The sequence below is a fragment of the Celeribacter halophilus genome, from assembly GCF_018860305.1.
GTDB lineage: Bacteria > Pseudomonadota > Alphaproteobacteria > Rhodobacterales > Rhodobacteraceae > Celeribacter > Celeribacter halophilus_A.
In genome coordinates, this window is the sequence record NZ_JAHKPE010000040.1 from 195,938 (window position 1) to 217,450 (window position 21,513).

Below are 21,513 nucleotides of genomic sequence, written 5' to 3' on the forward strand. Positions count from 1 at the left end.
ATGCGGCCGCCCCTGTTTCGCGGGGGCGGCGGCCTTTCCTGAACCGGACCTGAGAAATGTCGTTGAACCTGTTTTGGTGGACTAAGCACGAAGGACTTGGAGAGCATCTCTCCCGGTGCGGGTCGGCTTTTGCCTCCGAAGCGGTCTGCGGTTTGGCTCATCTGTCCGGCCTGACGCGTCAAAAGGCGGGGGCGGCATGACTGTGCTCACTCCCTATTCCAAGCGTCAGAACGCGCAGCGAGCGACGTCGCCCCTGATCATACAGATCGGGTTCAACCGCTGCGGCACGCTGAGTTTTCATCGCATGATGAAAGACAACGGCATTCCCGCGCTGCACTGGCAGGAGCCGGGGGGGCGCAATGTGGCGCAGACAATGCTGAACAACCTTTCGTTCGGGCGCAAACCCTTCGACGGGTTTGACGGTGTTCTGGCGTTTTCCGACATCGCCTTTCTCAATGGTCAGATCATGATTGAGGGCGGGCGGTTGTTCCGGACGCTTCATGCGGCCTATCCGGATGCCTATTTCTTCTTCAACACGCGGGACAAATCCGACTGGATCGGCTCGCGTGCCGCTCATGCCAATGGCACCTTTCTCAAGCGGTTCTGCAAAATGTCCGGTCTTGATGAAGCGGGTGCGAAAGCGGCTTGGGGCGAGATGTTCGACCAGCACACTGCCGAGGTGCAAAGCTATTTCGCCACGGCCACGGCGCGGTTCCTGCGTTTCGATCTGGATCACGACGGACCGGAGAAGATCGCGGACTGGCTGGCACCGGATTACACCATCGATACGGCACATTGGGGCCATTATAACAAGAACTCCCGCAGCCGCGACATGGGCGTGCTTGAGGGACAAGGAGCACTCGGATGACCCGTCATCTCGTCTTGAAAACCGCAGCGGCGGCTTTGTTGTTCACCGGATTGTCCGGCTGCATCGAAGGGTCTTCGCTTGTCGAGGACACCACGCGCTCGACCGCCAAAACCGTTGTGAAAACCGTGATCAACGACAAGTTTCCCGGCGTAGATGCCGATGTCTATGTCGATTGCATCATGGACAATGCGGAAACGGGCCAACTGGTCACGCTGGCGAAAGCGGCGGTGACGGGCGTGGATGACGAAACGGTGCAGACCGTGACCGAGATCGCCAGCGAGCCGGAAACTCTCACATGTATCGCTCAGTCCGGTCTGAGCGGGCTTTTCGGGTAGGAGGGGACATGCACGCCTCCGCCATATATTCCACCGTAGGTTTGAGATCGATGCCAGACCACAGACAGCTACGAAACTCAACTTCCTGCCGGTCAGTCCGGCGACAAACAAGGGGAACAGGCCATGGTTCAGTTTAACCTTCCCAAAAATTCCAAAATCGTGACGGGCAAGACCTGGCCGAAGCCCGAGGGCGCGACCAATGTCCGGAAATTCCAGATCTATCGCTGGAGCCCCGACGACGACAAAAACCCGTCGGTGGACACATATTTCATCGACATGGACAAATGCGGGCCGATGGTTCTCGATGCGCTGATCAAGATCAAGAACGAGATTGATCCGACGCTGACCTTCCGCCGCTCCTGCCGCGAGGGTATCTGTGGCTCCTGTGCGATGAACATCGACGGGATCAACACGCTCGCCTGTATCTACGGTCTCGACGAGATCAAAGGCGATGTGCGCATCTTCCCGCTGCCGCATATGCCGGTGGTGAAAGACCTCATCCCCGATCTGACGCACTTCTACGCCCAGCATGCCTCGATCATGCCGTGGCTGGAAACCAAGACGAACCGTCCGGAAAAAGAATGGCGTCAGTCGATTGAAGACCGCAAGAAACTCGACGGTCTGTATGAATGTGTGATGTGCGCCTCCTGCTCCACCTCCTGCCCGAGCTACTGGTGGAACGGTGACGAATATCTTGGACCGGCGGCACTTTTGCACGCTTACCGCTGGATCATCGACTCGCGCGATGAAGCCACGGGCGAGCGTCTTGACGAGTTGGAAGACAGCTTCAAACTCTACCGCTGCCACACCATCATGAACTGTGCGAAAACCTGCCCCAAAGGTCTGAACCCTGCGGCTGCGATTGCACATATCAAGAAGATGATCCTCGACCGCGCACATTGATCGCGTTCACATAAGAGTGCACAGGCCCCGCTTTCCAGCGGGGTCTTTTCGTTTTAAAGCCACGCGTGTGGCGCGGGGTTGGTCATCACACCCGCACGGCGCCCGCGTCTCCGAATCCAGACAGGCAGAGATATGCTGTTTCTCATCCCCTTCATCATCCTCGCGCTCTATATCGGCATGTATCTCCTGCGCACGGAGCGGACGTCGGATTGCCGCTGGCGTCAGTCCGGCAAGGATGCGCAGGGCGTGGCGTGGCGCTGTCAGGTCTGCGGCGCGACGGCGCTAACGGAGAAGGGAATGCCGAAACATTGCGGGGCAAAGTCCGAAGAATAGATATATCTCCGACGCTGCATTGCAGCATCTGCATGACGACTATGCGACATTTGGGGGCTGTCATGCGCGGCGGGGCGGCTTACCTCTATGGGCAAGGGAGGGCCGAAAGACCCTTAACGGAGATGATGATATGACACTGCACGATGTTGCGCTGACGACCGCCGCCAAGAAAGAGACGACGATGAAAGTCTCCGAATGGTTTGAATACTATGCGCCTTCCAATCCGGTTGCCAAATCAAGCGAACAGGTTTCGACCTCCAAGCTTGAAGTGCTTGACCAGATGTATGCCTATTACGAGTGAGCTTCACCGCCACTGGATATGCAAAAGCCCCGCCAGATGAGCGGGGCTTTGTCGTTTCAAGCTCTGTGCGGTCTTAGCAGTAGCGCTCGACACCGAGAAGTTGCGCGTCCGAATAGCGATCCCCTGCGGCCCAGCCGACGGGCAGGATCTGTTCCAGATCCCACAGATCATCCTCCGACAGGCCGATTGAGGCGGCCTTGGCCCAATCGTGCAGATGGGTGGAGGTGCGGGTGCCGGGAATGGGGATCAGGTGATCGCCCTGATGCAAGACCCATGCCAGCGCGAGCGCGGGAGCGGTGACGCCCTTTTTCTCTGCATAGGCGCGGAAGGCGTGGATGTAGTCGAGGTTCTCCGACCAGTTCGGCTCGACAAAGCGCGGATTCACGCGGCGGAAGTCGTGGTCCTGAAACTGCGAGGGATCAAGGTCCGACACGCCCAAGGCCCCGCGCGCGAGCGGTGAGAAGGGGATAAAGGCAATGCCCAGTTCCTCGCAGGTCTGGATCACGCCCAGTTCCGGCTGTCGCGTCCAGAGCGAATATTCGTTCTGCACGGCGGTGACAGGCACGACCTTATGCGCGCGCCGGATGGTCGCGGGGGCCACTTCCGAAAGACCCCATGCGTCGATCAACCCCTCCTGGATCAGCTTGCCCATCGTCTCGGCCAGAATCTCGACGGGCACCTCCTGCGCACGGCGGTGGATATAATAGAGTTCCACCTTGTCGCGGTTCAGCTTTTCAAGCGAGCTTTCCAGTTCCGCGCGGATATAGTCTTCGCTGTTGTCAAAGCGGCGGGGCGGTCCGGGGACGATGCCGACCTTTGTGGCCAGCGTCACCTTGGCTCCGGTTTCCTTGAGATACTGCCCGACGATGCGTTCGGAATGGCCCATGCCATAGATATTGGCCGTGTCCCAGAAATCGATTCCGGCGGCTTCGACCGCGGCGAGGGTCTCTAGCGAGGTCTCGTCATCCGCCGCGCCAAAGAAGCCCGCGAAACTCATGCAGCCGAAACCGATGGCGCCGACCTCTGGCCCGTGTGCGCCCAGTTTGCGTTTCGGCATACTCATGCGAAGGCCGCCTCAAGCGCGATTTCGACCATATCGCCAAAGCTCTTTTCGCGCTGATCGGAGGGCAGGGCCTCATGGGTCAGAAGATGGTCGGACACGGTCATCACACCCAGCGCCCGCACGCCATGACGGGCGGCGACGGTGTAAAGCTCGGCGGCTTCCATCTCGACGCCCAGAATGCCGTGGCGGATCATCGCTTCGTCAAGGTCTGGACGTTCGGCATAGAACACGTCGGCGGAGTAGATATTGCCGACATGAACGCCGGTATCCTTGCTGCGCGCGGCTTTCACGGCAGCTTCGAGCAGGCCGTAATCGGCGCAGGGCGCGTAGTTGATTTCCTTGAAGAACCCCGCCGAAGGGGTCGTGCCCAAGGTGCTGGCGGTCATGGCGATGATGACATCGCGCACCTTGATATAGTCCTGCATCGCACCACAGGAACCGATGCGGATCAGGGTTTTGGCCCCGTATTCGGTGATCAGCTCGTAGGCATAGATGGAGATCGACGGCATCCCCATGCCGGAGCCGTGGATGGTGACAGGGTTGCCCTTATAAGTGCCGGTAAAGCCCAACATGCCACGCACTTCGTTGACCAGTTTGGGATTGTCGAGATAGGTCTCGGCGGCCCATTTGGCGCGGTAGGGATCGCCGGGCATGAGGACGGTTTCGGCAATGTCGCCGACAGCGGCGGCAATATGGGGAGTTGGCATCGGGGCACCTCTTTGATGATGAGTTGCCCCGACTATATCCACGATCTCGGTGGTGAAAACCCTAAAGCGTTGCGCGACAGGCCCGTTTGATAGGCGCTATTCGGCGGCTTGCGACGCAGGATCGACCAGAGCCACAATGTCGAACATGATGCGGTTCAGTTCGAAATCCTTGGGCGTGTAGACGCGTGCAACCCCGATGGCCCGCAGATGCGCGGCGTCCTCTTCGGGGATGATGCCGCCTGCGACCACGGGAATATGACCCAGACCGGCCTCTTTCATCTGGCGCATCAACTCTTCGATCAGCGGGATGTGGGAGCCCGACAGGATCGAAAGCCCGACCACATGAGCGTCATCGGCCTTGGCGGCGGCAACGATCTCGGCGGGGGTGAGGCGGATGCCCTCATAGGCGATGTCCATGCCACAGTCGCGGGCGCGGGCCGCGATCTGTTCCGCCCCGTTGGAATGGCCGTCGAGGCCGGGTTTGCCCACAAGGAACTTGAGCTTGCGCCCCAAAGCGGCCGAGACGCGGGCGACCTCTTCGCGGATGTCTTCCAGCCCTTCGGTGCGGTTCGAGGGGTTGGAAGAGACGCCGGTGGGGCCGCGATACTGGCCGAAAGCCGCACGCACCACATCGCCCCATTCGCCGGTCGTCGCCCCCGCTTTCGCGGCTTTGATCGAGGCGGGCATGACATTGGCACCACTGGCGGCGGCCTCGCGCAATTCCTTGAGAGCGGCTTGCACAGCGGATTCGTTCCGGCTTTCGCGCCATGCCTTGAGCCGCGCGATCTGGTCGGCTTCGGCCTCGGGGTCGGCTTTCATGATGCCGCCATCGCCTGCGGTGAGCGGGGAGGGCTCGCCGGTGGTCCATTTGTTGACCCCGACGACAACGGTTTCGCCCGCTTCGATCTTGGCAATGCGCTCTGCATTGGCCTCCACGAGGCGCGATTTCATATATTCGATCGCCTCAATCGCTCCGCCCATACTGTCGAGCGTGTCCAGTTCGGCGCGCGCACCTTCTTTGAGCGCGGCGACCTTGCGCTCCACGGCGGGGTTCTCGTCGAACAGGTCGTCATATTCGAGCAGATCGGTCTCATAGGCGAGGATCTGTTGCATGCGCAGCGACCATTGCTGATCGAAGGGGCGGGGCAGGCCGAGCGCCTCGTTCCATGCCGGAAGCTGCACGGCGCGGGCGCGGGCGTTCTTGGACAGGGTGACGGCGAGCATCTCGATCAGGATGCGGTAGACGTTGTTCTCCGGCTGTTGTTCGGTCAGGCCGAGGGAGTTGACCTGCACCCCGTAGCGGAAACGGCGGAATTTCGGGTCGGTGACGCCGTAGCGTTCGCGGGTGATCTCGTCCCACAGTTCGACGAAGGCGCGCATCTTGCACATCTCGGTCACGAAGCGGATGCCTGCGTTTACAAAGAAGGAAATCCGCCCGACCATCGTGGGGAAGGCCTCGGCAGGCACTTTCTCTTTCAGATCATCCAACACGGCAATGGCGGTGGCCAGCGCGAAGGCGAGTTCCTGTTCCGGCGTCGCGCCGGCCTCTTGCAGGTGGTAGGAACAGACGTTCATTGGGTTCCATTTCGGCAGGTGTTCGCGCGTATAGGCGGCCACATCCGTAATCATCCGCAGGCTGGGGCGCGGCGGGCAGACATAGGTGCCGCGCGAGAGATACTCCTTGATGATGTCGTTTTGCACCGTGCCTTGCAGCTTGGACACATCCGCGCCTTGTTCCTCGGCCACGGCGATATAGAGCGCCAGTAGCCAAGGGGCCGTGGCGTTGATCGTCATGGAGGTGTTCATCTGTTCCAGCGGGATGTCGTCAAAGAGCATCCGCATGTCGCCCAGATGGCTGACCGGAACGCCGACCTTGCCGACCTCGCCCTGCGCCAGTTCGTGATCGCTGTCATAGCCGGTCTGGGTGGGCAGGTCGAAGGCGACAGAGAGGCCGGTCTGCCCCTTGGAAAGATTGGTGCGATAGAGCGCGTTGGAGGCCTTGGCGGTCGAGTGGCCCGCATAGGTCCGGAAGAGCCACGGGCGGTCTTTGCGGGGCCGGTCAGCGGCTACACTGTCAGGGCCGGAGCGGTCATTGGTGATCCCGGTTGTATCTTGACTCATTGCGCACCTCCCCAAAATCTCGTTGCAACAATATTTCTCAAAAAGCGTTATGCGTGGAATATTGTGCCTTTGTCAATTCGCCGCGTTGCGGCAGGGGCGGAAAATCCAGTGACGTTAGGGAATATTCGGGAGGAAAAGGCCGGAATCCTCTTTGTTTTTCAGGGTTTCAGGGGAATTTCTGCATTTGCTCGGTTATAAAATTACAAAATAATATCAAATATGTTTGCATTGTTGCTTTGTGGATCGTATCACCATGACAGAGACGCTGCGATTCTGCATCGCGGCAGGAGGAGGGTAGTGCCCGTGAGGCATGTCTCGTGTGAGCGAGGCCCGAACAGGAATGGAGGACGCAACATATGGCGCTTGATGCAAACCAGCTGACCTATGAGGCCGAGGAGAAAGACCTCTACGAAATCGGGGAAATCCCGCCGATGGGCTATGTGCCTGAAAAGATGTATGCTTGGGCGATCCGCCGTGAGCGTCATGGCGAGCCGGAGACCTCTTTCCAATGCGAAGTGGTCGAGACACCGAAGCTCGACAGTCATGAGGTTCTGGTGCTCGTGATGGCCGCTGGCGTGAATTACAACGGCATCTGGGCCGGTCTTGGTGTGCCGATCTCGCCGTTTGACGGGCACGGGGCAGAGTATCATATCGCAGGCTCCGATGCGTCCGGTATTGTCTGGGCCGTGGGCTCCAGCGTCAAGAACTGGAAAGTGGGCGACGAGGTTGTCATCCATTGCAATCAGGACGATGGCGATGACGAGGAATGCAACGGGGGCGACCCGATGTTTTCACCGTCGCAGCGGATCTGGGGCTATGAGACGCCGGACGGCTCTTTTGCGCAGTTCACCCGCGTGCAGGCACAACAGCTTCTGCCGCGTCCGAAACATCTGACTTGGGAAGAAAGCGCCTGTTACACGCTGACGCTGGCGACCGCTTACCGGATGCTGTTCGGCCATCACCCGCATGAGCTGAAGCCGGGCCAGAATGTTCTGGTCTGGGGCGCGTCAGGCGGTCTTGGCTCCTTTGCGATCCAGCTTGCGACAGCGGCAGGGGCGAATGCGATCGGGGTGATCTCCGACGAGGACAAACGCGACTTTGTCATGTCTCTGGGCGCCAAAGGCGTGATCAACCGCAAGGATTTCAACTGCTGGGGGCAATTGCCGACCGTGAACACGCCGGAATATGCGGCATGGTTCCAAGAGGCACGCAAGTTCGGCAAGGCGATCTGGGAGTTCACCGGCAAGGGCAACAATGTCGACATCGTGTTCGAACATCCCGGTGAAGCGACCTTCCCCGTGTCGTCCTTTGTCTGCAAAAAAGGCGGTATGGTGGTGATCTGTGCGGGCACATCAGGGTTCAACTGCACTTTCGACGTGCGCTACATCTGGATGCACCAGAAACGCCTGCAAGGATCGCATTTCGCCCATCTGAAACAGGCCGCAGCGGCGAACCGGCTGATGATCGAACGCCGGATTGATCCCTGTATGTCGGAGGTCTTCCCGTGGGCAGAAATTCCTGCCGCGCATATGAAGATGCTTAAGAACCAGCACAAGCCGGGCAATATGGCCGTGCTGGTGCAGGCGCCGAAAACGGGTCTCCTTACATTCGAGGATGTGCTCGAAGCGGCTAAGTAACCTATACGCCGACGATCTAAGATAGAGTTCAGGATCCGCCTCATATTTGAGGCGGGTCTTTTTTGCGTTGTGTGGAAAATGTGTCACACCGCTTTGGCTACCGATTTTCATTTCGCAAATATGCGTTGCGGATCGCTGCGTGGTTCTGTCGGGGTGCAAATCTATGAAATCTAATAATTATTAGATTTCATGGCCCTAAGTATTTCTAACTCCCTATTTATGGGGAGGGTAAAAATGCGAATTTCATTCTGCAAAAATACAACGTCATGTTGAAAGACTCCCACGCAAAATCCCGAAAGAGGCTTTACATGCGCAACGATTGGATACTTGATGTATTGGAAGATTTGCGAAGTTTTGCGGATCAAAGCGGTCTAAAGGCGAGCGCTGAGCAGTTGGCGGACACCTGTCTGGTTGTCGCGGCGGAACTGTCGAGCACGTCTTCGGACGTATTGCCGGAACGGGCGGGGGGCCATGAAGACGGGATTACAAGACTTTCTGGAGGCGCTCCAGGAGGTTGAAAATTTCGAAGAGTTTCAGGACGCAACACTCAAACTGCGCGATCTCTTGGGAGTTTCTCATGTTGTCTACCACTGGGTAAACAGTGTGGGCGAGCGCTTTGGCGCGGGGACTTATTCTACGGAATGGGTCGACCGTTATCTCGAAAGAGACTACCTGCGCATTGATCCTGTTATTTTCGGTTGTTTTCAAAGGTTTACCCCTGTCTCATGGAAGCAGCTGGACTGGTCGAGCAAAGCGGCCAAAGCATTTTTGTTGGACGCACTCGAATACGGGGTCGGCAATCAGGGCTACACGATTCCGATCCGCGGCCCGAAGGGGCAATTCGCCCTTTTTACCTTGAACCACACCACGACAGATGAGGCTTGGGAGCGCTTGATTGCCCGCCATGCGCGCGATCTTGTTGTGGTGGCGCATGAGTTCAACAAAAAGGCCCTGTATTTCGAAAACCAGAAGGCCACACAGCCCAGCGTATCCCTGTCTCCAAGGGAGGCCACAGCCATCACGCATATCGCCAAAGGGTTGAGCCGGAGTCAGGCCGCAGCGGAAATGGGAATTTCCGAACACACGCTCAGAGTGTATATTGAGGCTGCGCGCCACAAACTTGGAGCCATGAATACGACTCATGCCGTGGCGCGGGCGCTGTCGTTGGGTCTGATTATTGTCTGAAGCCCGTCAGGGCACGCTTGTGACCATGACTTTTCTTTGAGGTTTGCCTAAAAAATAAGTGCGGAACGGATAAAAAGACATTTGCACAGGACAACGCCCGCAGGTTTCAGGTCTTGGTTAACGTTTCACCGATAGCGTCCTTCTCATCTGACAGAGACAGGAGCTAGAAATGCTACACTATATTTATGGAAACGACCTTCACCTCTTCCCCCGCCTGCGTGACACGATGTTTCGTGATCGTGCGGATCAGTTCAAACGCCGTCTCGGATGGGATGTGCATGTGAACGAAGCGGGCGAGGAACGCGACGAATATGATGCGATCAACCCGCTCTATGTGATCTGGGAAATGCCGGACGGCACCCATGGCGGTTCGATGCGGTTCTTGCCGACCACGGGGGATACGATGGTGAACGATCACTTCTCGCATCTGACGGACGGGGTGCGGATCGAAAGCCCGTTCATCTGGGAGTGCACCCGCTTTTGCCTCGCCCCAGGCGCGGACCGGCGCGTGACGGCGGCGCTGACCTTGGGGGCGGGCGAGATCATGGAGGAATTCCACCTGAAACATTTCGTCGGTGTCTTTGATGCGCGGATGGAGCGGATCTATTCTCTCATGGGGCTTGTGCCGGATGTTCTGGGACGTGTCGGTGAGGGTCGTGATGCCATCGGCGTCGGGCTTTGGGAGATGCGTGAGGACGTGTTCGCCCCGACACTGGAGCGCGCTGGAATTGACCGTGCGACCTCGAAACAGTGGTTCCATGCGGCCTTTGACCAGAGCTTTGTCGAAGAGTTGCGTGCCATCGCGTAAGCGCATTCTGCGCTGTGACCTCTGGTGCAACGAGCGGCGTCCCTGTAGGGTCGCCGCATGACCAAAGACACGCTCACATTCTCCGAAGATCAGGCCGAAGCCTTTGATGCGATCAGCACGATGCTGGCCCGTGTGGGCGTTGATCTTGAAGACGGGATCATCACGCCACAAGCCAGCGCGGGCAACCAGCTTTGCGCGGTGATCGGCAAGGCGGGATCGGGGAAAACCCTGCTTCTGGCGCAGCTTTACAAGGCGCTTGATGAGGCGGGTGTGGATATTGTCTCCGGCGATTATGAGGGCAAGCGCCGCAAGGAACGCCGGACCTTGGCCATTCTCGCGCCGACGAACAAGGCCGCCTCCGTGCTGCGCAACCGTGGGGTGCCCGCGACGACGATCCACCGTATTCTCTACACGCCGGTCTATGATCCGGAATACGAGAAGATTGCGGAATGGCTGGCAGGCAATGGCGAGCGTCCCGATCTGGAAGGGCTCAAGATCGAAGGGCTGTCAGAGGAAGCGCTCGACAAGGCCTATGGATTTTACCAGAACAACAAGTCCATCCCCGGCGCTCTGGCGGCTGCGGGGCTGAGAGGGTCGGATTTCATCACCGGGTGGAAACGTCGTGAAGACCCGCTCGACATCGGGTTTGTTGACGAAAGCTCCATGCTCGACAAGCGCCAGTTTGACGATTTGCAGGAGATTTTTCCGACCCTTGTCCTCTTTGGTGATCCGGCGCAGTTGGCGCCTGTGAACCAGTCGGGCGAGATGGTGTTTGAATCCCTGCCCGAGGCCAAGCAACACATCCTGCATCGCATCCACCGGCAGGAAGCGGACAGCCCGATCCTTGATCTGGCCCATGCTCTGGCCGATCCGCAGCTTGGCTTCGAACAATTCGAGCGGATGATCGAAGAGGCCGCCGCGCGTGACGACCGTGTGGTCTATGCGCAGCGGGTCGAGAGCGATCTGATGGCACGTTCGCCTGTGCTGGTCTGGCGCAATGCGACCCGAATCCGGCTTATTCAGGCCTTTCGCAAAGTGTTCGATGCGCCCGAAGATGCGCTCTTGCCCGGGGAGCCGCTGATCTGCGACGGGATCGAACTGCCGATGAAACACCGCAAGAAGCGTCTTGATCTGGAGGCGCGTGGTCTCATCAAGGGTGCGCAGGTGGTTTATCTCGGACCGGGCCGCAAACCCGGTTTCTCGCGTCTGCATGTGATGGGGGCGGAAGACCCGAACATTTCGGCGGCCTCTATCGTGAAGATCGAATTTCCCGACGAGGAAGAACCCTTTATCCCCTATGCCGCACGGATGGGGGCGGCGTTTCTGCATGGGGCGGCGGTGACGATCCACAAGGCGCAAGGCTCGCAATGGAATGATGTGCAGGTCTTCGCCCCCGACCTCTATGCCGCGGCCCGTGCCGGACGGATGGAGGCGGGCATTCCCCTGTGGAAGCGGCTGGCCTATGTGGCGATCACGCGGGCGCAGACGCGGCTGTTCTGGGTAACGCGGGCGCGTCTGGCGAAACCGGCGGGGCCGTTGTCCGTGGCGGACCTGACCGCGAAAGTGGCGGCACCTTTGACCTTGGAAGCAGAGCAGTTCGAGAACGGGCTGTAAGCCTCACCGCCGAAGCAGGCGGAAGGCCTCCGAGGCGCCCCAGCCGAACAGACCGGCAATGGCGAGCGCCATGATTCCGTAAATCAGGGCGTTGTCATAGGCGAGATTGTAGAGCCAGCGCTCGATCCCGACTTTCTGGACATTGATCGATGTGCCGTAGCTGTCGATCACCTGACCGCCACGCACGAGGAAAATGCGGGTGGTGTAAACCCCTTCGTCAATATTGGAGGGCAGGGCGATGGAGGTGTTGAACAGCGTGTCCTGTATCAGCTCAACCTCGCCTTCCCGCGTGCGATAGAGATCGGCATCCTTGCGCAGGCGGATCAAGGCCTCGCGTGCCGGAAGCCCGCGCATTCCGGGCAGGATGCGTTTGTCGGCGGTGATCTTCCAAAGACTGTCGGTGAGCGGCGGCAGGATGTCATGCAGGGCGCGTGTCGAAGCGACCGTGTAAAAGGTGGGGGTGTGACCGACCACCTGAGCTTCGACATTGATCCAGATGCCAAAACGCCGATCCTTACGCCGGATGGTTTCGACATGCTCCGGTCCGGCAACCGTGATGATGACGTCGAGCGGGTCATTCTCGGGAATGGCATCTTCGCGTTTGATCGCGCCGTAAACGAGGATTTCAGACCCGTCGAAATTGGCATTCACGGCCACGCGTGTCTGGCTGAGGGCGGCGACGACCTGTTCGGCCTGTGCCATGAGCGGCAGGAGGGTGAATGCGACAAGGGCGATCAGGTGGCGCATCCTCATACCCCCAACGAGTAGAGTTCCTTGGGCGTGATCAGCAGATCAATCCCAAGTTTGAGGCAGACGACCAGCACGAGAAGCGCCAGAAGAATGCGCAACTGTTCGGCCTTGAGTTTGAGACCGATCTGCGCGCCGATTTGCGCGCCGATCACGCCACCGAACAACAGCAAAAAGGCCAAAAGCACATCGACCGTGTGGTTGGTATAGGCGTGCAGCAGTGTGGTGAACCCTGCGGTAAAGATAATTTGGAACAGGGAGGTGCCGATCACGACCTTCGTGGGCATTCCTAGAATATAGATCATCGCGGGCACCATGATGAACCCGCCGCCCACGCCCATCACGGCCCCGAGCATCCCGACCATGATGCCCACACCGATGGGCGGGATGGCGGAGATGTAGAGACCGGAGGCGCGGAACTTCATCTTGAAGGGCAGGGTATGGACCCAGAGGTGTTTCTTGCGCTCAGGACGCCCGCCGGGACGACCTTTGGCCCGCTTCATGGCGCGGAGCGACTCGATCAGCATGAGAAAGCCGATGATGCCGAGAAAGACGACATAGCAAAGCGTCACAAGCAGATCGACCTGCCCCATAGCTTTGAGCAGGTTGAAAATCTGGATGCCGATGGCCGAGCCGACAAGCCCGCCCGCCAGAAGCACCATGCCCATTTTCAAATCCACAGTCTTGCGTTTGAGGTGCGCGAGCACGCCGGAGACGGAGGAGGCGACGATTTGGTTGGCGGAGGTGGCCACCGCGACCGCGGGCGGGATGCCTACAAAGAACAGCAAAGGCGTGATCAGAAAGCCGCCGCCCACGCCGAACATGCCGGACAGGACACCGACCACGCCGCCGATACCCAACAGCATGAATGCGTTTACCGACACTTCTGCGATGGGAAGGAAGATTTGCATGGGGGTCTGTCTTTCGCCGCGTCTTTATCCAGCAATGCAATGATTTTGCCGTTTCGTCAAATAGTGAGCCTTGCCGATCAAAAGAAAAACGGGCCCTGAGGCCCGCTTTCAACATCATGGTCGCCTGTCGGCGCCTTTAGCGTTCCTTGACATAGGATTGTCCGCTGGCGCGAGGCGGGATGGCCTTGCCGACAAAGCCCGCGAGAATGATCACGGTCAGGATGTAGGGCAGGGCCTGCATGAACTGCACAGGGATGACGAAATCGCCCAGAGTGATGGACTGGTAACGGTTGCCGATGGCTTCCAGAAGACCAAAGAGCAACGTTGCCCAAAGCGCATACCAAGGCCGCCATTTGGCGAAGATCAGCGCCGCCAGAGCGATGTAGCCACGGCCTGCGGACATATCCTTGACGAAACCTGCGGCCAGTGAGGCAAGGTAGGTGCCAGCAAGCCCACAGAGCACGCCCGCAATGACGAGTGCGGAGTAGCGGAGCCGGACGACCGAAATCCCAGCGGTGTCCACAGCGCCGGGGTTTTCGCCCACAGCCCGCAGGCGCAGCCCGAAACGCGACCGATACAGCACCCACCACGAGAGAGGCACCGCGAGGAAGGCCAGATAGGTCAGCGCCGTGTGGCCGGATATCAATTCGTCATAGGCGGGGCCAACCACGGGGATTTTTGCCATCGCATCGGAAAACGGCAGGTTCCATTCGCTGAAACGTCCGTCTCCGGAGAGCGACGGGGTGCGCCCTCCCAGTTTGAACCAGCTTTGACCGATCACGACGGTCAGACCGGCGGCAAGGAAGTTGAGCGCCACACCGGAGATGAGCTGGTCCCCCTGAAAGGTGATCGAGGCCAGACCATGCAGCATGGAAAAGGCCAGAGACCCCAGCACACCGGCCAGAAGCCCGATCCAGATGGAACCGGTGACGGCAGCAGCGGCCCCCGCAAGGAAGGCGGCGGCAAGAAGTTTGCCTTCAAGCCCGATGTCCACCACGCCTGCGCGTTCGGAAAACAAACCGGCCAGACAGGTCAGCAAAAGAGGGGTGGCCAGTCGCAGGGCACTGTCGAGAATCTGGAGGATCGTGAGATAATCCATGTCTTAGGCCTCCTTCTTTTTGTCTTTGCCAAGGGCCACGAAGATTTTTTCGAGCGGCATCCGCACCATATTGTCCAGTGCGCCTGTGAACATGATCACGAGCGCCTGAATGACCACGACCAGCTCCCGCGGGATCGATTCCCAGAAGGAAAGTTCGGCGCCGCCTTGGTAGAGAAAGCCGAAAAGCAGCGCGGCCAGAAGGATGCCGATGGGATGGTTGCGCCCCATGAGTGCCACGGCGATGCCGATAAAGCCCGCCCCTTCCACCGCGTTGTCGATCAGGCGTTCCGCCTCGCCCATCACGTTGTTGATCGCCATGAGACCCGCCAGCGCGCCGGAGATCAGCATGGCGATGATGACGATACGGGCCGGTGCGATACCTGCGTATTTCGCGGCGGTTTCCGACTGGCCATAGGCGCGGATTTCATAGCCCAGACGGGTTTTCCAGATCAGGATCCAGAACAGGAAGGTGCACAAAAGCGCGACGAAAAATGCCATATTGGCCGGTGCGTTGGGCGAGAAGTTGATGCCCAGAGGGGCGAAAATCTCGGAGAAATTCGGCAAATGTGCGCCTTCGGGAAAGCGCGCACTTTCTGTGACCATAGAGCCTTTGACCTTCAATACACGGGTCAGCATATAGCCCAGAAGGGCTGCACCGATGTAGTTGAACATGATCGTGGTGATCACGATATGGCTGCCACGCTTGGCCTGAAGCCATGCGGGGATAAAGGCCCAAGCCGCGCCGAACAGCGCCCCGCCGATCATTGCCGCAGGGAGCGCCAGCGTCCAGTGCGGCCACGGCACTGCCAGACAGACAAGCGTCACGCCCAGCCCGCCCAGCATTGCCTGACCTTCGCCGCCGATGTTGAAAAGCCGCGCATGATAGGCCACGGCCACGGCAAGGCCGGTAAAGATGAAGTTCGTGGCGTAATAGAGCGTGTAGCTGATCCCGGAGGTGGAGCCAAACGCCCCGTCCACCATGGTTTTGATCGCTACCACCGGATCCTTGCCAATGGCCCAGATCACCAGACCGGAAAAGAAAAATGCCAGTAGAATGGAAATCAGGGGAATGAGGACGGCGTCCGCCCATTTCGGCATCTTGTTCATTGTGCCTTCTCCTCATCGGTGATGCCGGCCATCATCAGGCCCAGTTCACCTTCATTGGTCTCACTTGGCAGGCGCTCGCCCATGATCCGGCCATCGAACATGACGACGATCCGGTCGGACAGCGACAGGATTTCGTCCAGTTCCACGGAGACCAGAAGGATTGCCTTGCCCTCGTCACGGAGCGCCACGATTTGTTGGTGGATAAACTCGATTGCGCCGATATCCACGCCGCGGGTCGGTTGCCCGACGAGCAGCAGGTCGGGGTTGCGCTCGATCTCGCGGGCCAGCACGATTTTCTGCTGGTTGCCGCCGGAGAAGCTTTTGGCTTCGAGCTTGGGATTCGGGGGCCGGACATCGAATTTGTCCATGCTCACCTGCGTCATCGCCTTGATCCCCGCATTGTCCATCAAAAGCGCATTCTTCTGATATTTCGGGTCGTGGTGATAACCGAAGATCATGTTTTCCCAAGCCTGAAACTCGAGGATCAAGCCTTCGTCATGGCGGTCTTCGGGCACATGGGAAATGCCACGGGCGCGACGGGACTGACCGTCGGAATATTTGCCGGTCAGGTCGATCTCTTCGCCATTCATGCGGATCGTGCCGGTGCCTTCCATATAGCCGCCCAAGACTTCGAGCAGCTCGGTCTGGCCGTTGCCCGCAACACCGCAAATGCCAAGGATTTCGCCTTGGCGCACCATGAGGTCAATGCCCTTGAGCCGCTTGACACCCTGTTCGTCGATGACTTCGAGATTCTCGACCTCGATCACGGGCTTGCCCGGTTTGGCTGGGGTCTTGTCGACACGCAGAAGGACTTTGCGCCCGACCATCAACTCGGCCAGTTCTTCCGGTGAGGTGTCTTTGGTTTTGACTGTTGCGGTCATTTCACCGCGCCGCATGACGGAGACGGTGTCGGTGATCTCCATAATCTCGCGCAGCTTGTGGGTGATCAGGATGATGGTTTTGCCCTGATCCCTGAGCCCTTCGAGAATACGGAACAGGTGATCGGCCTCGGCAGGGGTCAGCACGCCGGTGGGTTCGTCGAGGATCAGGATATCGGCCTGACGGTAGAGCGCCTTGAGAATCTCGACCCGTTGCTGGTGGCCCACGGAGAGGTCTTCGATCAAGGCGTCCGGATCGACGGAGAGTTCATATTCGTCCGAGAGTTGTTTCAACAGCTTGCGCGCCTTGGCAAGCGACGGTTTCAACAGTTTGCCGTCCTCGGCCCCCAGAATCACATTCTCCAGAACCGTGAAGTTTTCCACGAGTTTGAAGTGCTGGAACACCATGCCGATACCGGCGGCGATGGCCTCCTGACTGTCGGTGATCTCGACTTCTTTGCCGTTGATCAGGATCTCCCCCGCATCGGCTTTGTAAAAGCCGTAAAGGATCGACATCAGCGTGGACTTGCCTGCGCCGTTTTCACCAATGATGCCGTGGATCGAGCCCTTGGCCACGGAGATCGAAATGTCCTTGTTGGCCTGAACCGGTCCGAATGCTTTGGAAATCCCGCGCAATTCAATGGCGGGGGCGGATGCGGTGGGGGCGACAGTTGCCTGTCGCCCCGCCTCGTTCTGAACGCTCATGCGCGACCTACCTTAGTAAGCCGGGCAGGTTTCGTCGGACATGTAGTCATGCACCACGACTTCGCCGGAGATGATTTTCGCGGTGGCTTCGTCGATCGCGGCCTTCATTTCCGGTGTGATCAGGGCTTCGTTATATTCGTCGATGGCGAGTGCGACGCCTTCGTTTTCCAGCCCCATCACGAAGAGACCGGTTTCGATATCCGCGCCCTGTGTGAATGCATCATAGACCGCGTTGTCCACGCGTTTGACCATGGAGGTCAGCACATAGCTCGGTTGCAGGTAGTTCTGGTTGCTGTCCACACCGATGGCCAGCATGCCTTCGTCTGCGGCGGTTTGCAGCACACCAAGGCCGGTCCCGCCAGCGGCGGCAAACACAACTTCGGACCCTGCCGATTTTTGCGCACGGGTCAGTTCGCCACCTTTCACAGGGTCATTCCATGCCGCAGGGGTGGTGCCGGTCATGTTGACGATGACCTTGCCCTCGGGTTTCACGGATTTGAAGCCTTGCGCGTAGCCGCAAGCGAATTTGGAGATCAGCGGAATGTCCATGCCACCGATGAAGGACACAGTGTCACCTTCGGCGGCATAGGCGGCAGCGATACCGACCAGATAGGAGCCTTCTTCTTCTTTGAACACGACGGAGCGCACGTTCGGCGCATCAGCGACGCCGTCGATGATTACGAATTTCGTGTCAGGGAAATCCGCAGCGACGGTTTCAAGCGCGGTGGAGAAGGAAAAACCGGCCATGACAATCGGGTTGAAGCCGTTGTCGGCAAAGCGGCGCAGCGCCTGTTCGCGCTGGGCGTCGGATTGCAATTCGAGGTCACGGTAGGTTCCGCCGGTTTCGGCAGCCCAGCGTTCGGCGCCGTTATAGGAGCTTTCGTTGAAGGATTTGTCGAACTTGCCACCAAGGTCGAAGATGAGAGCGGGATCGGCCAGAGCGGCACCGGAGGTCAGGGCCAGCGCAGCGGCGGCACCGAGGAACGTGGTTTTCAGGGTCATGGATTGGTCTCCCGTTATAGACTGATCTTGGGGGCGCCCCATGTGGAGGTGTCTCTGGAAGAGATCGCCCACATGCCGCGGCCCGCGTAAGCGAGCATTGTCTCGCCTTGGGAGGGATTAGGGCGCGTCCCTTACGGAGGGTCAATAGTGATTTTTCCAAATTTGACCATTTGGTCGTGGTTGCGCCTCAGATTTTGGCCAAGCCGTAGTTTTTACGTTGGGTCACGTCTGATTTATGCGCTTTGTGAACATCCGCGCGTCGATCTTGGTGCCGTTTGGTGCGGTGTAATAGGCTTTGCGGTGGCCGGATTCGCTGTAGCCCTCGGAAAGATAGAGGAAAATTGCGGGGGTATTGTTGGCCGCAACTTCGAGAAAAGACTGTGTTGCGCCACGGTTTTGCGCTTCGGCCTCATAGCGGCGCAGCATGGCCCGCCCCAAACCGCGCCCGCGGGCCTCCGGGGAGACGGCGATGGTGAGAAGCTCGACCTCGTCTGGTACATAGCGCCCGAGTGCAAAGGACGGTCCCGCTCCTGTGGTCAGAAACACGCCTTTCATGGACAAAAGCCCCGCAAACTCGGTCGCGGACCAAGGGCGGGGCGTGTCGAAACTTGCCGCATGGAGCGCGGCAAGCATATCCGGTGTGAAATCGGTCACTTAAGCTGCGACGGGGCGCACTTCGAGCACTTCGGGGATGTAATGGCGCAGCAGGTTTTCGATGCCCATTTTCAGAGTCAGCGTGGAAGAGGGGCAGCCTGCGCAGGCCCCTTGCATATGCAGGTAGACAATGCCGCGGTCAAAGCCGTGGAAGGTGATGTCGCCACCATCTTGGGCCACAGCCGGACGGACGCGGGTGTCCAGAAGCTCTTTGATCTGCGTGATGATCTCGCTATCCGGCCCGTCGTGCGCGGCATGACCGCCCGCAGGGGTCGCACCCTGACCGCCCATGACCGGCTCGCCGGACTGGAAATGTTCCATGATGGCACCGAGGATGGCGGGTTTGACGTGATCCCAGTCGGTGTCCTCGTCCTTGGTCACGGTGACGAAATCCGTGCCGAAGAACACGGCAGAGACATGACCCACCTTGAAGATGCGCTGCGCCAGCGGCGAGGTTTCCGCAGCTTCCGGTGAGGTGAAATCCGCCGTGCCGGTTTCCAGAACAGTCTGGCCGGGCAGGAATTTCAGGGTTGCGGGGTTCGGCGTGGATTCGGTCTGGATGAACATGGCGCGTATTCCTAAGTTTTGCGGTCGGATATGCGCCTTTTGACGCGGAAAGTCAAGATTTAGAACGGTTCTAAGTGTAGCGTCAGATGTTCCGCTGCGCAATCTCCGAGGGCGGAACCCCGCGAACCTCCCAGAATGTGACCGCTTCCGGCCCGATATTGGCAAGCGCCTGCGAGAGATCGCGGTGGTTGCAATGACGCCAAAGTGCATAGGCCGTGGCGTCGATGACATTGAGCGGCGTGATGTTGTGCGCTTTGCGCAGGGATTGCGCCTCGCGGATCATTTCCGAACGGGTGCCAAAGGGCAGGGGCACGGCATCGACCCGCCAGTTGTAGACGAGCATCGCACGTAAGGTTGATGGCAGGACATTGCCAAAGGCGACCACCTGCGGCGGGGTGAGGCGGCGGCGGAAGACCTGCAAGACGCCCTCCACGGCGGTGTAGGCCATGTCATCGTCCTCTATGGCCTGCCCCATGCGGTCGCGGGCATCCTTGAGAAAGGAGGCGAATTCCTGCTCGGAGTGTCGGTAGCTCCAAGGTATCGTCATGTCAGGTCACGGCCTCCAGCCGCTCTTTGGACATCTCTCCGGGCACCAATGTCATCGGGATCGGCAGGAAACCGGCCTGTTTGCTCATCGCCGCGACCAGAGGGCCGGGGCCGGATTTTTCCGTGCCTGCGCCCAACACGAGCACGCCGATTTCGGGGTCTTCCTTGATCTGTGCCAAAATCTCGTGCACCGCTTCGCCTTCGCGGATCACCAGATCGGGATCAATCCCCTGCCGGTCGCGCATCCATTTGGCGAAGACCTCGAAATGGGCGACAATCCGGTCGCGGGTTTCCTCGCGCATCAGATCGGCCACCCCGATCCAGTGGTTGAACTCCTCGGGCGGGATGATTGACAGGATGGTGACACCGCCGCCGGATTTGGACGCGCGCATGGCGGCAAAGCGCATGGCGTTGAGACATTCGCGGCTGTCATCGAGGATCACAAGAAACTTGCGCATTCTGACCTCTTTGCTGTGGCCCCGTTCGGAGCATCTGCGTGATGATGACCGAGCCGGGCGGCAGAGGCAACCACCTGTGCAACGTGAGAGGTGAAAGAAACCCCCGGCTCAGGGCAGCCGGGGGTCCTATGAGGGTCTGATCTGTCGGGGAAGGCGATCAGAATATGCGCCTACAGGTGGCGCAAGCGACACGGAATAGGTGGGGACAACACTGATTCTGTATCACTTGCCCTCGGATATAGGGGAGCATTGAAACCTTTATGTGACACGACAGGGCGGTTTGACGCCTGTCACCGCTTCGTGATTTGAAGGTGAAAGGGGATTTCGCGATGTGTTTGGAAAACTCAAACCAAATGCATAATGAGGCCCATCAATGTCTGACATGAAACGCCGGCGGTTCCTTGCGCTTGGTCTCGCCACGCCCTTTCTGGGACGCGCAGCCTTTGCCGAAGAAATCGGGCTGACGCTTCCGGACGAGTTGCAATCGAGTGTTGCCACGCGGCAAAATATTTCGAGCTTCCGCCGGATCGACTGGCGCGAACATTTCGACAGTCTCGGCAAGGGCGCGATTGTCGCCGATACCGTGAGCCGTGCGCTCCACTACTGGGGAACGGATGGCACCTACAAACTCTACCCGACTTCTGTGCCGATCTCCGACGAGTTGACGCGGCGCGGCTATACGGAGGTCATCAAGAAGGTGAAGAACCCGACATGGACGCCGACGCCGTCGATGCGCGAACGTGATCCGAGCCTGCCTGTGACGGTGCCCGCAGGGCCGCAAAACCCGCTCGGGGTGCGTGCGCTCTATCTGTCGTGGCAATATTATCGGATTCACGGCACCCATGACACGCGCAAGATCGGGCGGCGGTCGTCGGACGGCTGTATCGGGCTTTATAACGAGCAGATCATCGACCTGTATGATCGGGCCGCCGTGGGGACTCAGGTCAAGCTGATCTGAGTATTT

General features: G+C 59.0%; 23 protein-coding genes. 10 read left to right on the plus strand and 13 right to left on the minus strand.

What is annotated here, in order from left to right:
* The first annotated feature begins 196 nt into the window (after positions 1-196).
* The 5 genes from KO492_RS18060 to KO492_RS18080 all read left to right on the plus strand — a co-directional run bounded on the left by KO492_RS18060 (position 197) and on the right by KO492_RS18080 (position 2,740).
* Positions 197-868: a sulfotransferase gene (locus tag KO492_RS18060; protein WP_216046246.1), complete on the plus strand. Its 672-nt coding sequence runs from the start codon at positions 197-199 to the stop codon at positions 866-868.
* The gene (locus tag KO492_RS18065; protein WP_066606772.1) at positions 865-1,203 is read left to right on the plus strand and encodes a hypothetical protein; all 339 of its coding nucleotides are present in this window, start codon (positions 865-867) and stop codon (positions 1,201-1,203) included. Before KO492_RS18060 ends, KO492_RS18065 begins: the two co-directional genes overlap by 4 nt.
* 123 nt (positions 1,204-1,326) lie before the next feature.
* Complete coding sequence (locus tag KO492_RS18070) at positions 1,327-2,106, plus strand: succinate dehydrogenase iron-sulfur subunit (RefSeq protein ID WP_066606775.1); 780 nt, start codon at positions 1,327-1,329, stop codon at positions 2,104-2,106.
* 132 nt (positions 2,107-2,238) lie between these two features.
* The gene (locus tag KO492_RS18075; protein ID WP_252735605.1) at positions 2,239-2,439 is read left to right on the plus strand and encodes a hypothetical protein; all 201 of its coding nucleotides are present in this window, start codon (positions 2,239-2,241) and stop codon (positions 2,437-2,439) included.
* Between the two features lie 130 nt (positions 2,440-2,569).
* On the plus strand, positions 2,570-2,740 hold the full coding sequence (locus tag KO492_RS18080; RefSeq protein WP_156444371.1) for a hypothetical protein: 171 nt from the start codon (positions 2,570-2,572) through the stop codon (positions 2,738-2,740).
* A 73-nt stretch (positions 2,741-2,813) separates the two neighbouring features.
* Here KO492_RS18080 and KO492_RS18085 read toward each other — a convergent pair whose 3' ends face one another.
* From KO492_RS18085 to KO492_RS18095, 3 genes are all read right to left on the minus strand, one after another.
* Positions 2,814-3,803, minus strand: a complete 990-nt coding sequence (locus KO492_RS18085; protein WP_252735606.1) for an aldo/keto reductase — start codon at positions 3,801-3,803, stop codon at positions 2,814-2,816.
* Complete coding sequence (gene deoD / locus KO492_RS18090) at positions 3,800-4,510, minus strand: purine-nucleoside phosphorylase (RefSeq protein ID WP_216046247.1); 711 nt, start codon at positions 4,508-4,510, stop codon at positions 3,800-3,802. Before deoD ends, KO492_RS18085 begins: the two co-directional genes overlap by 4 nt.
* Positions 4,511-4,606: 96 nt before the next feature.
* Positions 4,607-6,631 carry a protein meaA gene (locus tag KO492_RS18095; protein WP_252735607.1) on the minus strand — a complete coding sequence of 675 codons (2,025 nt, stop codon included), beginning with the start codon at positions 6,629-6,631 and terminating at the stop codon, positions 4,607-4,609.
* A gap of 356 nt (positions 6,632-6,987) precedes the next feature.
* Here KO492_RS18095 and ccrA point away from each other — a divergent pair, with 356 nt between their 5' ends.
* The 4 genes from ccrA (at position 6,988) to KO492_RS18115 (ending at position 11,875) form a co-directional block, all read left to right on the plus strand.
* Complete coding sequence (ccrA, locus tag KO492_RS18100; RefSeq protein ID WP_216046248.1) at positions 6,988-8,268, plus strand: crotonyl-CoA carboxylase/reductase; 1,281 nt, start codon at positions 6,988-6,990, stop codon at positions 8,266-8,268.
* Between the two features lie 471 nt (positions 8,269-8,739).
* A complete protein-coding gene (locus KO492_RS18105) occupies positions 8,740-9,453 on the plus strand; it encodes a helix-turn-helix transcriptional regulator (RefSeq protein WP_216046249.1) in 714 nt (237 codons plus the stop codon).
* A 169-nt stretch (positions 9,454-9,622) separates the two neighbouring features.
* On the plus strand, positions 9,623-10,261 hold the full coding sequence (locus KO492_RS18110) for an acyl-homoserine-lactone synthase (protein WP_216046250.1): 639 nt from the start codon (positions 9,623-9,625) through the stop codon (positions 10,259-10,261).
* Between the two features lie 57 nt (positions 10,262-10,318).
* A complete protein-coding gene (locus KO492_RS18115; protein ID WP_216046251.1) occupies positions 10,319-11,875 on the plus strand; it encodes an ATP-dependent DNA helicase in 1,557 nt (518 codons plus the stop codon).
* 3 nt (positions 11,876-11,878) lie between these two features.
* On the opposite strand, the gene KO492_RS18120 is transcribed toward KO492_RS18115, so the two are convergent.
* From KO492_RS18120 to KO492_RS18165, 10 genes are all read right to left on the minus strand, one after another.
* Positions 11,879-12,622, minus strand: a complete 744-nt coding sequence (locus KO492_RS18120; RefSeq protein WP_216046252.1) for a TIGR02186 family protein — start codon at positions 12,620-12,622, stop codon at positions 11,879-11,881.
* A gap of 2 nt (positions 12,623-12,624) precedes the next feature.
* Positions 12,625-13,533: a sulfite exporter TauE/SafE family protein gene (locus KO492_RS18125; protein WP_066606803.1), complete on the minus strand. Its 909-nt coding sequence runs from the start codon at positions 13,531-13,533 to the stop codon at positions 12,625-12,627.
* Between the two features lie 136 nt (positions 13,534-13,669).
* Positions 13,670-14,632 carry an ABC transporter permease gene (locus tag KO492_RS18130; protein ID WP_216046253.1) on the minus strand — a complete coding sequence of 321 codons (963 nt, stop codon included), beginning with the start codon at positions 14,630-14,632 and terminating at the stop codon, positions 13,670-13,672.
* Positions 14,633-14,635: 3 nt separating this feature from the next.
* Complete coding sequence (locus tag KO492_RS18135) at positions 14,636-15,739, minus strand: ABC transporter permease (RefSeq protein WP_216046254.1); 1,104 nt, start codon at positions 15,737-15,739, stop codon at positions 14,636-14,638.
* Entirely contained in the window at positions 15,736-17,322 is a 1,587-nt protein-coding gene (locus tag KO492_RS18140; RefSeq protein ID WP_216046255.1) for an ABC transporter ATP-binding protein, read from the minus strand. The genes KO492_RS18135 and KO492_RS18140 overlap by 4 nt, the downstream gene beginning before the upstream one ends.
* Before the next feature lie 12 nt (positions 17,323-17,334).
* Positions 17,335-18,324, minus strand: a complete 990-nt coding sequence (locus KO492_RS18145) for a BMP family lipoprotein (protein ID WP_216046256.1) — start codon at positions 18,322-18,324, stop codon at positions 17,335-17,337.
* A gap of 222 nt (positions 18,325-18,546) precedes the next feature.
* Positions 18,547-18,978, minus strand: coding sequence for a GNAT family N-acetyltransferase (locus KO492_RS18150; RefSeq protein ID WP_303578285.1), 432 nt, complete (start codon positions 18,976-18,978; stop codon positions 18,547-18,549).
* A complete protein-coding gene (locus tag KO492_RS18155) occupies positions 18,979-19,545 on the minus strand; it encodes a NifU family protein (RefSeq protein ID WP_066606819.1) in 567 nt (188 codons plus the stop codon). It abuts the gene before it with no gap.
* 82 nt (positions 19,546-19,627) lie between these two features.
* Positions 19,628-20,092: a DUF2267 domain-containing protein gene (locus KO492_RS18160; RefSeq protein ID WP_216046257.1), complete on the minus strand. Its 465-nt coding sequence runs from the start codon at positions 20,090-20,092 to the stop codon at positions 19,628-19,630.
* A gap of 1 nt (position 20,093) precedes the next feature.
* A complete protein-coding gene (locus KO492_RS18165; RefSeq protein WP_066606827.1) occupies positions 20,094-20,549 on the minus strand; it encodes a universal stress protein in 456 nt (151 codons plus the stop codon).
* A 373-nt stretch (positions 20,550-20,922) separates the two neighbouring features.
* Here KO492_RS18165 and KO492_RS18170 point away from each other — a divergent pair, with 373 nt between their 5' ends.
* Entirely contained in the window at positions 20,923-21,507 is a 585-nt protein-coding gene (locus tag KO492_RS18170) for a L,D-transpeptidase (RefSeq protein ID WP_216046258.1), read from the plus strand.
* The last annotated feature ends 6 nt before the right edge of the window (positions 21,508-21,513 follow it).